This window comes from Streptomyces tauricus (assembly GCF_014650955.1).
Lineage (GTDB): Bacteria > Actinomycetota > Actinomycetes > Streptomycetales > Streptomycetaceae > Streptomyces > Streptomyces tauricus.
The window spans coordinates 82065-97376 of record NZ_BMVY01000010.1; the positions used below are offsets into that span (position 1 = coordinate 82065).

The 15312-nt window shown below is 69.7% G+C and carries 13 protein-coding genes; all 13 read right to left on the reverse strand.

Features of this window, described 5'->3' with window-relative positions; translation table 11 throughout:
- Nucleotides 1–13: 13 nt before the first annotated feature.
- The 13 genes from atpB to thrC all read right to left on the reverse strand — a co-directional run bounded on the left by atpB (nt 14) and on the right by thrC (nt 15308).
- Nucleotides 14–832, reverse strand: a complete 819-nt coding sequence (atpB, locus tag IE278_RS17925; RefSeq protein WP_490861598.1) for a F0F1 ATP synthase subunit A — start codon at nt 830–832, stop codon at nt 14–16.
- Between the two features lie 225 nt (nt 833–1057).
- Nucleotides 1058–1495 (reverse strand): Cg1360 family ATP-synthase-associated protein, encoded by a 438-nt coding sequence (locus tag IE278_RS17930; RefSeq protein WP_189773473.1) that lies wholly within the window; start codon nt 1493–1495, stop codon nt 1058–1060.
- Between the two features lie 297 nt (nt 1496–1792).
- Nucleotides 1793–3157, reverse strand: coding sequence for an MraY family glycosyltransferase (locus tag IE278_RS17935; RefSeq protein WP_189773474.1), 1365 nt, complete (start codon nt 3155–3157; stop codon nt 1793–1795).
- A gap of 130 nt (nt 3158–3287) precedes the next feature.
- The gene (gene glyA / locus IE278_RS17940) at nt 3288–4538 is read right to left on the reverse strand and encodes a serine hydroxymethyltransferase (RefSeq protein WP_189773475.1); all 1251 of its coding nucleotides are present in this window, start codon (nt 4536–4538) and stop codon (nt 3288–3290) included.
- A gap of 311 nt (nt 4539–4849) precedes the next feature.
- The gene (locus IE278_RS17945; protein ID WP_373312019.1) at nt 4850–5530 is read right to left on the reverse strand and encodes an arsenate reductase/protein-tyrosine-phosphatase family protein; all 681 of its coding nucleotides are present in this window, start codon (nt 5528–5530) and stop codon (nt 4850–4852) included.
- A complete protein-coding gene (locus IE278_RS17950; protein WP_189773476.1) occupies nt 5527–6174 on the reverse strand; it encodes an L-threonylcarbamoyladenylate synthase in 648 nt (215 codons plus the stop codon). Before IE278_RS17950 ends, IE278_RS17945 begins: the two co-directional genes overlap by 4 nt.
- 82 nt (nt 6175–6256) lie before the next feature.
- Nucleotides 6257–7102 (reverse strand): peptide chain release factor N(5)-glutamine methyltransferase, encoded by an 846-nt coding sequence (gene prmC, locus IE278_RS17955; protein WP_189773478.1) that lies wholly within the window; start codon nt 7100–7102, stop codon nt 6257–6259.
- A 78-nt stretch (nt 7103–7180) separates the two neighbouring features.
- Nucleotides 7181–8257, reverse strand: coding sequence for a peptide chain release factor 1 (gene prfA / locus IE278_RS17960; RefSeq protein WP_189773479.1), 1077 nt, complete (start codon nt 8255–8257; stop codon nt 7181–7183).
- A 210-nt stretch (nt 8258–8467) separates the two neighbouring features.
- The gene (gene rpmE, locus IE278_RS17965) at nt 8468–8695 is read right to left on the reverse strand and encodes a 50S ribosomal protein L31 (protein ID WP_055510606.1); all 228 of its coding nucleotides are present in this window, start codon (nt 8693–8695) and stop codon (nt 8468–8470) included.
- 268 nt (nt 8696–8963) lie between these two features.
- Nucleotides 8964–10052 carry an LCP family protein gene (locus tag IE278_RS17970; RefSeq protein ID WP_189773480.1) on the reverse strand — a complete coding sequence of 363 codons (1089 nt, stop codon included), beginning with the start codon at nt 10050–10052 and terminating at the stop codon, nt 8964–8966.
- A 344-nt stretch (nt 10053–10396) separates the two neighbouring features.
- On the reverse strand, nt 10397–12541 hold the full coding sequence (rho, locus tag IE278_RS17975) for a transcription termination factor Rho (protein WP_189773481.1): 2145 nt from the start codon (nt 12539–12541) through the stop codon (nt 10397–10399).
- A 384-nt stretch (nt 12542–12925) separates the two neighbouring features.
- Nucleotides 12926–13843, reverse strand: a complete 918-nt coding sequence (thrB, locus tag IE278_RS17980; RefSeq protein WP_189773482.1) for a homoserine kinase — start codon at nt 13841–13843, stop codon at nt 12926–12928.
- Nucleotides 13844–14249: 406 nt separating this feature from the next.
- Nucleotides 14250–15308 carry a threonine synthase gene (thrC, locus tag IE278_RS17985; protein ID WP_189773483.1) on the reverse strand — a complete coding sequence of 353 codons (1059 nt, stop codon included), beginning with the start codon at nt 15306–15308 and terminating at the stop codon, nt 14250–14252.
- Between the last annotated feature and the right edge of the window lie 4 nt (nt 15309–15312).

The following is a 15312-nucleotide window of genomic DNA, read 5'->3' on the forward strand; positions in this document are numbered from 1 at the left end:
GGTGTGGGTTGACTCAGTGCTGCTCGGCGAGAGCGCCCTGAATGTACGAGCAGGCCAGCAGCACGAAGACGTACGCCTGGACGGCCTGGACGAAAAGCTCGAAGAGGATCATGACGATGGTCATCACGAACGAGATGCCGGCCGCCGGGATCATCCAGCTGTTCAGCAGGTACCAGGAGGCGACGGTGAACATCACCAGCATCAGGTGACCGGCGAACATGTTGGCGAACAGTCGCACCGCGTGGGTGAACGGCCGGACCACCAGGTTCGAGAAGAACTCGATGATCATCACGAGCGGCAGGACCGGGCCGAGCGACTTGTCGTAGCCGGTGACGTTCTTGAAGAAGCCGACGAAGCCGTGCTTCTTGAAGGTCAGCGAGACCCAGACGATGTAGACGATCGCTGCCAGCACCATCGGGAACGCGATGACCGACGACACCGGGAACTGGGCCAGCGGGATCACCGACCAGATGTTCATGATCCAGATGAAGAAGAAGAGCGAGACCATCAGCGGGACGTACTTCTCGCCCTCCCGCTTGCCGAGGGTCTCGTACACGATGCCGCGGCGGACGAAGTCGTAGCCGGCCTCGCCGACCATCTGCAGCTTGCCCGGGACCACCTTGGCCTTGCCGAAGGCCGCATAGAAGAAGCCGATGACGAGGAAAGTGGTGATGAGCGCGAGGAGCATCACCTTGTTGAACTCGAACCCGCCGGCCTCGAAGAGGGGCTGGAAGAGGAACGAGTGCAGGCCCGGTGCCGGGAAGCCGCAGCCGTTGTCGGCCATGATCCGACAGTTCCACTCAAAGGCGAGCTGGGTCTGGTCAGCACTCACCACGGGCTCCTTCGGCGTGACGCATAGGTACGGCAACCTCGTTGTGTCGGCGCGGCGCGCAGCCGCGAGTCGGCACTGGACTGGTGTTTCGGATGTGAGGGCGGCTGGGGGGCATCAAGCCTCGCGATGGGACAGGCGTCAGCTCGAATGCCCGCGCCCGCGATGCCGCAGTTGGCACCGGACGATAGCAGGGTCTCCCAAGTGGCTTTATACCGGCCCTACTCCTCACGAGGACGGCCCCGTCTTCTCGGGCTTCTCGCTCTTCTCGGAATCGGGGTCGATATAGAAGATCTTGGCCTTCATGTGCGCGCGAGCCTGTGCCGCCATCCACACGACGGTCGCGACGACAAGCCCGACGGCGAATGCCTTCGGGTTGAAGAGGGACGTGTCCTGGAACAGTGCCACGAAGATCAGGAGCAGCAGGAGCTGGGCGACGTAGAGCATCAGACCCATGGCCTGGAACAGCTGCGGAAGAGTTTTCGCCGTCCACTGGAGCACGTACAGGCCGATCCCCATGAAGAGGATCGCCAGCAGTGTGCCGACGCCCGCCCCGACCGCCCCCTTGCCCCCCGCGACCACACCGCTGACCACGGCGGCGATCGCGCCGGCGGCAGCTGTGGGCACAGCGGTCTGGAGGAGGATCCGGACGTCATTGGAGGGCATGGCGGCAACTCCGCTTTGCTCAAGGGGGCAGGTGTCGTCATGGACGAGCGTAGTCCCGGACAGCGAGAGAACCTCACCGCCGGTGAACCGTCGCACTGCGGTCCTTCGGCTCTGTCCTGGGTTCTCGTGAACCGTATCACAAACTATTTGATGAGGTCTTTACCTGGTTGGTGTGCTCGGTGTCACACATGAGAGTGAACATGCACGTCTGTGCACTCAGGCGACCCTCTTGTCTGGTATTGGGATGCTTTCGAAGAGCCGCCCCGAGGGCGGCTCTTGCGAAACTCTTACCCGGCGTCAGCGCGACGTCCCGGCCCCTCGCTCGTCCAGGAGACGCGAACGGGCACCGACAGCGGTCGCCCCGTTGACTCCTGAGACACCGACGGCCACCGGAGTACGGCGCTCCTCGTCCCGTTCCCCTTCGTGCGCGAGGTCCTCGCCGGCCTCGTCGTGCGCGACCGCCGGGCCCCTGTCCGCCGGCAGGTCCACGGCCTTGCGGCGGCGGTAGCGCGGCGGCACGAAGTGCTCGGCCCAGCGCGGGGCGCGCGGGGTGAAGCGCGGCAGGAGAAGCAGGAGCAGGCCCACCGCGCTGAGCGCCATGATGCCGAGCACGATCCACATGGCGCCCGAGTTCACCGAGTAGGCGAGGGCTCCGAAGGCGATCAGCGCCGACCAGAAGTACATGATGAGGACGGCCCGGCTGTGCGAGTGCCCGATCTCCAGGAGCCGGTGGTGCAGGTGTCCGCGGTCGGCGGCGAACGGGGACTGGCCCCGCCAGGTGCGCCGCACGATGGCGAGCACCAGGTCCGCCGCGGGGACGGCGATGATCGTGAGCGGCAGCAGCAGCGGGATGTAGACCGGCACCGTCTGGTGCACGGCCTCCTTCTCGGACCCCGCGAACAGGTTCATCGCGTCCGGGTCGACCTGCCCGGTGATGGAGATGGCGCCGGCCGCCAGCACGAGCCCGATGAGCATCGAGCCCGAGTCGCCCATGAAGATGCGCGCGGGGTGCATGTTGTGCGGCAGAAAGCCCAGGCACATGCCCATGAGGAGCGCGGAGAAGAGAGTGGCGGGGGCGGCGGACTCCAGCCCGTACCCGTACCAGATGCGGTAGCCGTACATGAAGAACGCGGCGGCGGCGATGCAGACCATGCCCGCGGCGAGGCCGTCGAGACCGTCGGCGAAGTTCACGGCGTTGATGGTGATCACGACGAGCGCCACGGTCAGCAGCGTGCCCTGCCACTGGGTCAGCGAGACCGAGCCGACGCCGGGGATGGGCAGCCACAGGATCGTCAGACCCTGCATGACCATGACGCCGGCGGCGATCATCTGGCCGCCGAGCTTGATGAGGGCGTCGATCTCGAACTTGTCGTCCAGGACGCCGATCAGCCAGATCAGCGCGGCCCCGGACAGCAGCGCGCGGGGCTCATTGGAGTTCTCGAAGACCTCGCTGAGGTTCGTCAGATGGTCCGCGACCAGCAGGCCCGCGCACAGTCCGAAGAACATCGCGATCCCGCCGAGGCGCGGGGTGGGTTCTCGGTGCACGTCACGTGCCCGGATCTCCGGCATCGCTCCGGCCACGATCGCGAATTTCCGCACCGGCCCGGTCAGCAGGTACGTCACCGCGGCCGTGATGCAGAGCGTCAGGAGGTATTCACGCACGGGCATTCCCCACAGGTCTCGCTGGCCATCTCAGCCCCACACCATAGCTTCGTGCGCATACGGTTGAGGACTTCCGGGTAGAGCCGATGGTTGCACGAGTGGCTGTACCTCCACGCCCACCCACCCCACGCTATCCGGGATAGGGGGGAAATCTCCCGGTCAGATCCCGCACTTCTTCACGTACGCGCCGGCCTGCGGACTCGTCCCGCAGGGCCGTGCCGAACAGCACCGCGATACGGGCCATCTCGGCCTCGCCCATGCCCTGCGTGGTGACGGCGGCGGTGCCCAGGCGCAGGCCCCGTACGTCGGGGTGGGGCAGCGCGCAGGTGTCGAGGACCATTCCGGCGGCGGCGAGACGGCCGCGGGCGGTCCGCCCTTCGACGCCGAGCGGCGCGGGGTCGACGGTCAGCAGGTGGGTGTCGGTGCCGCCGGTGACGACGGTGAGCCCTTCGGCGGCCAGGGCCTGGGCCAGCACCCGCGCGTTCGCGACCACCTGATGGGCGTACGCCGTGAACGCCGGTGTTGCCGCCTCGCCGAACGCGACGGCCTTCGCGGCGACCGTGTGCATCTGCGCGCCGCCCTGGGTGAAGGGGAAGACGGCCCGGTCGACCCGGTCGGCCAGCTCGTTCCCGCACAGCAGCATGCCGCCGCGCGGCCCGCGCAGCACCTTGTGCGTGGTCGCGCACACGACGTCGGCGTACGGGACCGGGCTGGGCGCCGCTCCCCCGGCGACGAGGCCGATGGGGTGGGCGGCGTCGGCGATGAGATACGCGCCGACCTCGTCCGCCACCTCGCGGAAGGCCGCGTAGTCGATGTGCCGGGGGTAGGAGATGGACCCGCACACGACGGCCTTGGGGCGGTGCGTGCGGGCCAGCGCCCGGACCTGCTCGTAATCGATGAGTCCGCTCTCCGGATCGACGCCGTAGCCGACGAAGTCGAACCACCGGCCCGAGAAGTTCGCGGGCGACCCGTGGGTGAGGTGGCCGCCGTGCGGCAGGCCCATCGCCAGGACGGTGTCCCCGGGGCGCAGCAGGGCGGCGTACGCGGCCAGTACGGCCGAACTCCCGGAGTGGGACTGGACGTTGGCGTGTTCGGCGCCGAAGAGGGCCGTGGCGCGCTGTACGGCGATCCGCTCGGCGAGGTCGACCAGCTCGCAGCCGCCGTGGTGCCGGGCGCCGGGGTATCCCTCGGCGTACTTGTTGGCGAGCGGCGAGCCCAGGGCGGCCAGCACGGCCGGCGAGCTGAAGTTCTCGGCCGCGATCAGCTGCAGGGTCGTGGTCTGCCGCGTCAGCTCCGCGAGGAGGATCTCGGCCAGCTCCGGATCCTGCCGGCCGAGCACCTCGACGGACAGGGGGCCTTCAAGCGTGTGTGTGACCGGCATGGCGGACTCCGGACCTCGGCGGGGGATCGCTAAGTCCAATGTAGGACCGGGACCCCTGCCGCGCCCGGTGTTACGCCCGAGCCCCCCGCACGACGTCCGAACAGCCCTCCCCCACCCGGCCCGCACGGCGGTACCCGCCGGCGCCCGTTCAGGTGCGAGCGGGCGCCCCCGTCAGTGCCGTCACCACGGGGTCCAGCGCCTGGTTGAGCCCCATCTCCCACGCGCCCCTCGCACCGCACGGCCCCGGAGGGCCTTCCGGGCTTCGAGCCGCTGCGCCGGACTCCGTCCGCCGGAGACGGACGCCGTCCGGCTCAGGTGCGAGCGGGCGCCCCCGTCAATGCCGTCACCACCGGGTCCAGCGCCTGGTTGATCTCGTCCCCCACCGAGCGGAAGAACGGGAGCGGGGCGCCGTACGGGTCGTAGACCTCGTCCGCCTCCGCCGTCGGGGCCAGGAGCCACCCGCGTAGAGCCGCCGCGGCGCGGACCAGGGCCCGCGCGCGTTCGACCATGCCGTCGTCCAGCGGCGGCAGTGTCGTGGGGTCTATCGCACGGACCAGGCGGGTGAACTCCTTCAGCGTGAAGGTGCGCAGGCCCGCCGAGTGGCCCATGGAGATGACCTGGGCGCGGTGGTCACGGGTCGCGGTCAGTACCAGGTCGGCCCGGATGACGTGCTCGTCCAGCAGCTCGCGGCCCACGAAGCCGGAGGCGTCCGCGCCGAAGTCCGCGAGGACCGCCTCCGCGTTGGCCTCCATGGGCGCGCCCTCGTGCCCCCAGGTACCGGCGCTCTCCACGATCAGGCCGCCCCACAGGGGGTCGCCGAGCCGGTCCGCCAGGGCATGGCGGGTCAGCCGCTCGGTGATCGGCGAGCGGCACACATTGCCGGTGCTGACGTGGAGGATGCGAAAAGAGGAGTCGCCCGAGGCCCCGTCGCCGTAAGCCCCCGTGTACCCCGTCCCCGTACCTATGCCACGCCCCGCGTCAGGGGCTGTCAATTCGCCACCTCGAGGTCGGGTACGACCTTCCGCAGCTCCTCGGCCGACAGCGCGCCGGCCCGCAGCAGCACCGGCACCTTGCCCGTCACGTCGACGATCGACGACGGGACGATGCCGGGGGTGGGGCCGCCGTCCAGGTACACGGAGACGGAGTCGCCGAGCATCTCCTGCGCGGCGTCACAGTCCTCGGGGGACGCGTGTCCGGTGAGGTTGGCGGACGAGACGGCCATCGGGCCGGTCTCGGTCAGCAGCTCGATGGCGACCGGGTGCAGCGGCATGCGCACGGCGACGGTGCCACGGGTGTCCCCGAGGTCCCACTGCAGGGACGGCTGGTGCTTGGCGACCAGGGTCAGCGCGCCCGGCCAGAAGGCGTCGACGAGCTCCCAGGCCATCTCGGAGAAGTCCGTGACCAGGCCGTGCAGCGTGTTCGGGGAGCCGATGAGGACGGGCGTGGGCATGTTCCGGCCGCGGCCCTTGGCCTCCAGCAGGTCGGCCACGGCCTCCGAGCTGAACGCGTCGGCGCCGACCCCGTACACGGTGTCGGTCGGCAGCACGACGAGCTCGCCCCGGCGCACGGCGGACGCGGCCTCGCGCAGACCCGTCGAGCGGTCGGTGGCGTCGTTGGTGTCGTATCGCCGTGCCATCAGCAAGCCTCCTCGCACACGCGGACCCCGGTGGCCGCGCATCTAACGGTTTCCACGTCGTCCACGCGGGACATCGCCGTGGTCATGGCGTCGCCCTGCGGGCGGTCGCGAACCGCGGCCGGTTGTTGAGGTCCGGGTGGTCGGCCGCGTCGGCCCAGCCCCGCTCCTCGGTGAAGATCCACGGCACCTGACCGCCCTGGGTGTCGGCGTGCTCGACGACGACGACACCGCCCGGCCGCAGCAGCCGGTGCGCGGTGCGCTCCAGACCGCGGATCAGGTCGAGGCCGTCCTCCCCGGAGAACAGGGAGAGTTCGGGATCGTAGTCCCGGGCCTCCGGAGCGACGTACTCCCATTCCGTGAGCGGGATGTACGGCGGGTTGGTGATGACGAGGTCGACCTGGCCGTCGAGGTCGGGGAAGGCGTCCAGGGCGTTGCCCTGGCGCAGGTCGACCCTGGACCCCTCGACGTTCTTACGGGTCCACTGCAGGGCGTCCTCGGACAGCTCCACGGCGTGCACGCGCGAGCGCGGCACCTCCTGTGCGAGGGCGAGCGCGATGGCGCCCGAACCGGTGCACAGGTCGACGATCAGCGGCTCGACGACGTCCATCGCGCGGACGGCGTCTATGGCCCAGCCGACCACGGACTCGGTCTCGGGCCTGGGCACGAACACACCCGGTCCGACCTGGAGTTCCAGATAGCGGAAGTAGGCCCGCCCGGTGATGTGCTGGAGCGGTTCGCGTGCCTCGCGGCGCGCGATCACCTCCCAGTACCGGGCGTCGAAGTCCGTGTCCTTGACGGTGTGCAGCTCGCCCCGCTTCACACCGTGCACGAACGCGGCGAGCTCCTCGGCGTCGTTGCGCGGCGAGGGCACGCCGGCGTCGGCCAGCCGCTGGGTGGCCTGGGCCACTTCCGCGAGCAGCAGGTTCACGCGTCCTCCGGGCTGAGCTGTTGTCCGTCGTGCGGATGTGTACTGCGACTGTCCACTGCGGCCGTGCTGGTACGCGTCCTAGGCCGCGGCGAGCTTGGCCGCCGAGTCGGCGTCCACGCAGGCCTGGATCATCGCGTCGAGGTCGCCGTCGAGGACCTGGTCCAAGTTGTACGCCTTGAAGCCGACGCGGTGGTCCGAGATGCGGTTCTCCGGGAAGTTGTACGTACGGATCTTCTCGGAGCGGTCCACGGTGCGCACCTGGCTGCGGCGGGCGTCGGCGGCGTTGCGCTCCGCCTCCTCCTGTGCCGCGGCCAGCAGCCTGGAGCGCAGGATACGCATCGCCTGCTCCTTGTTCTGCAGCTGGCTCTTCTCGTTCTGGCAGGAGGCGACGACTCCGGTGGGAATGTGCGTGATGCGCACCGCGGAGTCGGTGGTGTTGACGGACTGGCCGCCGGGTCCCGAGGAGCGGTAGACGTCGATCCGCAGGTCGTTCGCGTGGATCTCGACATCGACCTCCTCGGCCTCGGGCGTGACGAGCACACCGGCGGCGGAGGTGTGGATACGGCCCTGCGACTCGGTCGAGGGCACCCGCTGCACGCGGTGCACCCCGCCCTCGTACTTCATCCGGGCCCAGACGCCCTGGCCGGGCTCGGTGGCGCCGTTGCCGCCCTTGGTCTTCACGGCGACCTGGACGTCCTTGTAGCCGCCCAGCTCGGACTCGGTGGAGTCGATGATCTCGGTCTTCCAGCCGACGCGCTCCGCGTACCGCAGGTACATGCGCAGCAGGTCACCGGCGAACAGGGCCGACTCGTCGCCGCCCGCGCCCGCCTTGATCTCGAGGATGACGTCCTTGTCGTCGCTGGGGTCGCGCGGGACCAGCAGCAGCCGGAGCTTCTCGGTCAGCTCGTCGCGCCGCTTCTCCAGGTCCTTGACCTCGGCGGCGAAGTCCGGGTCGTCGACGGCGAACTCCTTCGCCGTCTCGATGTCGTCCCCGGTCTGCTTCCAGGAGCGGTACGTCGCGATGATCGGGGTCAGCTCGGCGTAGCGCTTGTTGAGCTTGCGCGCGTTGGCCTGATCGGCGTGGACCGACGGGTCAGCGAGCTTCTTCTCAAGATCGGCGTGCTCGCCGATGAGTTCCTCGACCGCCTCGAACATCTCCGGCTCCAATGGACTGCCCCCGATGCCGTCACGGGCTCGGGGACGTAGGTACGGCTTGGGGGTTCGCGTGGGGGTTCCCCTGCTCGATCGAACTGCTCACGCGCGTCCGAGAGCGGGGGGGGTGGGGCTGCGGCGCGGGGCCGCACCGCAAAGCGCCGGTCCCAGCGCCCCCGGACGGAGGCACCGAAGACCGGCGCTGTGAGCTCGCTACTTGGTGTCGGCCGCGGCCTTGGCCTTGCCGAAGCGGGCCTCGAAGCGGGCCACACGGCCACCGGTGTCGAGGATCTTCTGCTTGCCCGTGTAGAACGGGTGGCACTCGGAGCAGACCTCGGCGCGGACGGTGCCGCTGGAGATCGTGCTGCGGGTGGTGAACGACGCGCCACAGGTGCAGCTGACCTGCGTCTCGACGTACTCGGGGTGGATGTCGCGCTTCAAGGTGTCTCCTAGTTTCGGGAGGGCGCCGGGTCGCTGCCGCGGATTGCGGGGGCGTGAACCGGGGCCGACTGTCCAGTCTGCCAGGACTGGTGCCATCTCCCCAAACCGGGGGATGGCGCAGGCTATTCCCCGCCCCGCGAAACGAGCCCCGTAAGGGGCGCGGGGAGCTGCGCGACCAGCCACGACGCACCCGCGCCCACCCACCGGCGCCCCGCTCGCCCACCCCCGACGGACGCACGCGGCCGCGGCCCCGCCCCAGGGGCGCTCGTCACGAAGTGACTACGCCCTTCGCGTCGCCGCTGGCCGTGCCCTTCGTCGCCGACTTCGGGATAGGGCGGTCGTTCCTCAACGCCTCCCAGACCTGCGCGGCCTTGTCCTTCTCGACCAGGACGCGGTTGCCGTCGGCGGGGTCGTACTGGACCGGCAGCGTGACCATGTTCATCTGCGACGAGCCGATGCCCTTGAGCCCGTTGGCGAAGGACGCCAGGTCCTTGACCGAGGCCAGGTCGGAGTCGGTGGTGACCGTCTTGGTCGCGGTGTCGGCGAGGTCGTACAGCTTCTTCGGGCTGGTCAGTACGCCGACGTCCTTGACCTGCTCGACGAGCGCCTTGATGAACGCCTGCTGGAGCTGGATCCGGCCGAGGTCGGAGCCGTCACCGACCCCGTGCCGCGTACGGACGAGACCGAGCGCCTGCTTGCCGGTCAGCCGGTGTGTGCCGGCCTCCAGGTCGAGGTGGCTCTCCTTGTCGCTGATGTCCTTGGTCGTGGTGACCTCGACGCCGCCGAGTTCGTCGATGAGCTTCTGGAAGCCGCTGAAGTCGACCTCGACGTAGTGGTCCATGCGGATGCCGGTCATCGACTCGACGGTCTTGACGGCGCAGGCGGCCCCGCCGGTCGAGTACGCCGAGTTGAACATCGCCAGGGACGCGGCGTCGTGCTCGGCGCCCTCGCTGTCGGTGCAGGCGGGCCGGGGCACGAGCGTGTCGCGCGGTATGGAGACCACGCTGGCCTTCTTGTGGCCCTCGTAGACGTGCACGACCATCGCGGTGTCCGAGCGGGCGCTGCCGTCGTCGGTGCCGCCGCCCAGCTCCTTGTTGCTGCCGGAGCGGGTGTCGGAGCCGAGCACGAGGATGTCCTGCGAGCCGTTGTCGACGTCCAGGGGCCGGTCGGTGCCGAGTGCCTGGTCGATGTCGACGCTCTTGATGTTGTCGTTGAGGTTGAAGTACACGTACCCGAGACCCGTGCCGCCCAGAACGAAGACACCCGCCGCGGACCAGGCCGCGATGACGAGCGCCTTGCGTCGCTTGCTCCGCGGTTTACGGCGATGGCCGGATTCAGGTGTGCTCTCGGCAGGCATGTGCTCCTCAGTTCTCGCCGGTCGGCTCGTACCCCCTGCGGTCAGGGTCAGGCGTGGTCATGTGCCGTGACGTCTCTGTCAGGACTCGTCTGTTCAGACGTTGAAACCGAAAAAAGGGTTGCACAACGCACTGTGACCGTACTGTGCGACCACGGGCACGTTGTGTGACCGGCGGGCGGGCCGTGAGCGGCTTACCTGCGCTTATGCGGGCGGACGCCCTGCTTCCGCACGACCGTGGCGGCCGTCACATCTGTGGTGAAGGTCTCGTGACGGACAACGCGGAGGGCCGCCCCCCGATGTGACGGGGACGGCCCTCCGCGGTACCGGCTGCGCCGGCTGTGACCTCAGTCGTTGCCGTTGCCCGGCATCGGCGTCGTCTTCTGGATCTGCAGCAGGAACTCGGCGTTCGACTTCGTCTGCTTCATCTTGTCGAGCAGCAGCTCGATCGCCTGCTGCTGGTCGAGCGCGTGCAGCACACGACGCAGCTTCCAGGTGATGGCGAGCTCGTCGCTGCCGAGCAGGATCTCTTCCTTACGCGTACCGGACGCGTCGACGTCCACCGCCGGGAAGATGCGCTTGTCGGCGAGCTTGCGGTCGAGCTTGAGCTCCGCGTTGCCCGTGCCCTTGAACTCCTCGAAGATGACCTCGTCCATGCGCGAGCCGGTGTCGACCAGCGCGGTGGCCAGGATCGTCAGCGAGCCGCCGTCCTCGATGTTGCGCGCGGCACCGAAGAAGCGCTTCGGCGGGTACAGCGCGGTCGAGTCGACACCACCGGACAGGATGCGGCCGGAGGCCGGGGCGGCGAGGTTGTACGCACGGCCCAGACGCGTGATCGAGTCGAGCAGCACGACGACGTCGTGGCCCAGCTCCACCAGCCGCTTGGCGCGCTCGATGGCGAGCTCGGCGACCGTGGTGTGGTCCTCGGCGGGACGGTCGAAGGTCGAGGAGATGACCTCGCCCTTCACCGACCGCTGCATGTCGGTGACCTCCTCCGGACGCTCGTCGACCAGGACGACCATCAGGTGGCACTCGGGGTTGTTGACGGTGATCGCGTTGGCGATCGCCTGGAGGATCATGGTCTTGCCGGTCTTCGGCGGGGCCACGATCAGACCGCGCTGGCCCTTTCCGATGGGCGCGACGAGGTCGATGATCCGGGTCGTCAGCACACCCGGGTCGGTCTCCAGACGCAGCCGGTCCTGCGGGTAGAGCGGCGTCAGCTTGTTGAACTCCGGCCGTCCGCGCCCCGATTCGGGCGCCATGCCGTTCTGCGAGTCCAGGCGGACGAGCGCGTTGAACTTCTCGCGGCGCTCGCCGTCCTTGGGCTGACGGACGGCGCCGGTGACGTGGTCACCCTTGCGCAGACCGTTCTTGCGGACCTGGGCCAGGGAGACGTACACGTCGTTCGGGCCGGGAAGGTAGCCCGACGTACGGATGAACGCGTAGTTGTCGAGGATGTCCAGGATGCCCGCGACGGGGATCAGGACGTCGTCGTCGGCGACCTGCGGCTCGTTCGGGCCGAACTCGTCGCGGCCACGACGGCCCCGGCGGTCGCGGTAACGACCGCGGCGGCCGCGGCGGCCACCCTCGAAGTCGTCGTCGTCCTGCGGGCCGTTGTCACGCTGACGGTCCTGGCGGTCCTGACGGCCGCCGCCCTGCTGGCGGTCCTGCCGGTCCTGGCGCTGCTGGTTGCCGCCGCCCTGACCCTGGCCGCCCTGACTGCTCTGGCCGCCCTGCTGCTCGTCGCCCTTGCCACCACGGCGGTCGCGGTCGCGGCCCCCGCGGTCACGGTCGCCGCGCTCACCGCGGTCGCCACGATCGGCGCGGTCACCACGGTCGGCGCGGTCACGACGGTCGCGGCGGCCCTGACGGCCCTCGGCCCCGCCGTCCGAGCCGTCGCCCTTGGCCTCGCCCTGCGACTGCGCGGGCTCCTCGGTCCTGACCTCGGTCTTCGCCTCGGCGGTGATCGTCTCGGGGCTGCCCGCCTCGGCGGTGGCGCGACGCCGGCGGCGCTCGGCCGGAGCGTCGTCCCCACCGCGCTCGCCGCCCTCGCTCGCCCGGACGGGGCCGCCGGCCGGCTGGCCGGGAATCTCGATCTGCTGCTGTGCCACGGCCTTCTCGGCCTTGGCCTCCGCCTTCTTCTCGGCGGGAGAGACGGCCTCGTCCCCCGTACGAGCCTTCGAGGTGGCCCGGCGCTTGGGCTTCGTCTCGGTGGCGTCCCCGGTGGCGGACGCAGCCTTGGCCGAAGCACCGCCCCCGCCGCCCTGCGCCTCCTTGATGACCTCGATCAGCTGGCTCTTGCGCATCCGCGCGGTGCCCCTGATGCCGAGGCCGGATGCGACCTGCTGCAGCTCGGCCAGCACCATGCCCTCAAGGCCGGTGCCGCGGCGCCGACGGGAGCCGGCACCGGTGGCAGGCGCGGAGGCGTCCGTGGAGGGCGCGGCAGCGGTCTCCTCGACACGTGCGCCCATCAGATCGGTGGTGTCGCTCACGAAGGGTCCTTCCCTGGAGCGGACGTCGGCCTGTCTGGCTCGGCGACCGGTTGTGCTGTCCGACAGTGGTCCGTCTTGTGTGGACCGTGCCGGGGCGGTGGTCCGCCAAAGGCGGAGGGAATTTCTGGGATGACGTTTCCCGGGGCCGCGGACTTGAGGTTCTGTGTCCATCGGCTCGTTCACGCCGGTTCCGGAGCGTACTCAGCACCGCTCAGCGCCTAGCACCCAATGCATGGCACAAAGCGATTTGGGGGGCTCCCGGAAGAATGATTGTCCCGGACGGGGACGTGAAGCACCTCGCCATGGTGGGGTCGGGTGCAGACTTGAGGTTAACACTACCGGATCCAACAAACATTCCCCCTCTCGAAATCCGGCAACCGAGTGTCACGGAGCAAGCGGCAGCACGCTCGCTCCGGTGGCGTCGAGGGCCAGCCGGTTGGCCGCCCAGCCCTCTCCCGCCAGTTGTGCGACCTTGTCGGCCGCGGCCTCGTCGGCGAGCGCGAGCACGGTGGGCCCGGCGCCGGAGATGACCGCGGGGATGCCGTCCGCCCGCAGCCGCTCCACCAGCGCCGCGCTCTCCGGCATGGCCGGGGCGCGGTACTCCTGGTGCAGTCGGTCCTCGGTGGCGGGCAGCAGCAGCTCGGGGCGCCTGGTGAGGGCCTCGACGAGCAGTGCGGCACGGCCCGCGTTGGTGGCGGCGTCGACGTGCGGGACGGTACGGGGAAGGAGTCCGCGGGCGGTCTCCGTCAGTACGGCCTTACCGGGTACGAAAACCACCGGAACGATGCAATCGGCGGGTTCCATCCTGATGGCGCGCGCCGCCCCGTTCTCCAGCCAGGACAACGTGAATCCGCCGAGCAGACAGGCCGCGACGTTGTCGGGGTGGCCCTCGATCTCGGTGGCGAGTTCGAGGAGCGCGGTGTCGTCGAGCTTGCTGTCGCCGCCTATGGTCACGGCGCGTGCGGCGACGATGCCGGCGCAGATCGCGGCGGACGAGGAGCCGAGCCCGCGGCCGTGCGGGATGCGGTTGGCGCACACGATCTCAAGGCCGCGGGGCTGTCCGCCCAGCAGGTCGAAGGCGGTGCGCAGGGACCGTACGAGGAGGTGGCGCTCGTCGCGCGGCAGCGTCTCGCTTCCCTCGCCCGCGATGTCGATGTGCAGGCCGGAATCGGCCACGCGGACGACCACGTCGTCGTACAGCCCCAGTGACAGGCCGAGGGCGTCGAAGCCCGGGCCGAGGTTGGCACTGGTGGCGGGGACGCGCACCCGGACGGCGGCGGCGCGGAACGCTGGACCGGCCATCGCTCGATGACTCTCCTTGAGCTTGAGCTGCGAGATTTTCGAAATCCTGCGAGACGTACGGAGAATGCGGAAGACCCGGAGGCCGCAGGGGCGGCGCGGCACCGCGGCATATGCGGCGGGCGGGTTCGGTACAGCTTATCGAAGGAAGGTTCTGTGGCGACATAGGGCGCACAGGAGGCGCACGATGCGTGTCGCAAGCCCGCATGTGCACCCCCTTTTTTTGGAGCTCGGTTCGCCTCCGGGGCGCTGGAGCCTGTGTCGAGAGGCCGACCGTGCTCGACCCTCCTTCGTCGGGCGCTCCGCGCGATCGCCGCCTCGACACAGGCGCGCTCCTTCGGCTCACTCGCTGCCGCCAGTGGGGGTCAGGCACCCTTGTGCGGCCGGTAAGGAGTGACCAGGCCTCTTGTTACGCGAGGCCCAGGCGCTCGGCGGCCGTCGCGGCGTCGACCGGGACCGTGACCGGCTGCGGGGCGCCCGCGACAGCCCAGTCGGGGTCCTTGAGGCCGTTTCCGGTCACCGTGCAGACGATGCGCTGGCCCGGATCCACCTTGCCCTGCTCGGCGGCCTTGAGGAGACCGGCGACCGAGGCGGCGGAGGCCGGCTCGACGAAGACGCCCTCCTGCGCGGCCAACAGCCGGTAGGCGCGCAGGATCTCACGGTCCGTCACCTCGTCGATGAAGCCGCCCGACTCGTCCCGCGCGGCGAGCGCGAACTGCCACGAGGCCGGGTTGCCGATGCGGATCGCGGTGGCGATCGTCGAGGGGTCCTTGACGACCTCGCCGCGCACGATGGGCGCGGACCCGGACGCCTGGAAGCCCCACATGCGCGGAGTCCGTGCGGCGATCTTGTCGGCGGCGTACTCGGTGTACCCCTTCCAGTACGCGGTGATGTTGCCCGCGTTGCCCACCGGAAGGACATGGATGTCGGGGGCGTCGCCGAGCATGTCCACGATCTCGAACGCGGCGGTCTTCTGTCCCTCGATACGCACAGGGTTCACCGAATTGACCAGTGCCACCGGGTAGTTGTCGGACAGATTGCGCGCCAGGGTGAGGCAGTCGTCGAAGTTGCCGTCGACCTGGAGGATCTTCGCGCCGTGCACGAGGGCCTGGCCCATCTTGCCGAGCGCGATCTTGCCCTGCGGCACGAGGACGGCACAGACCATCCCGGCACGTACGGCGTAGGCGGCCGCCGAGGCAGACGTGTTGCCCGTGGAGGCACAGATGACGGCCTTCGCGCCTTCCTCCTTGGCCCGTGTGATGGCCATGGTCATACCGCGGTCCTTGAAGGACCCGGTGGGGTTGGCACCCTCGACCTTGAGGTGGACCTCGCAGCCCGTGCGCTCGGAGAGCACCTGCGCGGGCACGAGCGGCGTACCGCCCTCACGCAGCGAGACGACCTGCGTGGTGTCGGATACCGGCAGCCGGTCCCGGTACTCCTCGATGATTCCGCGCCACTGGTGGGTCATTGCT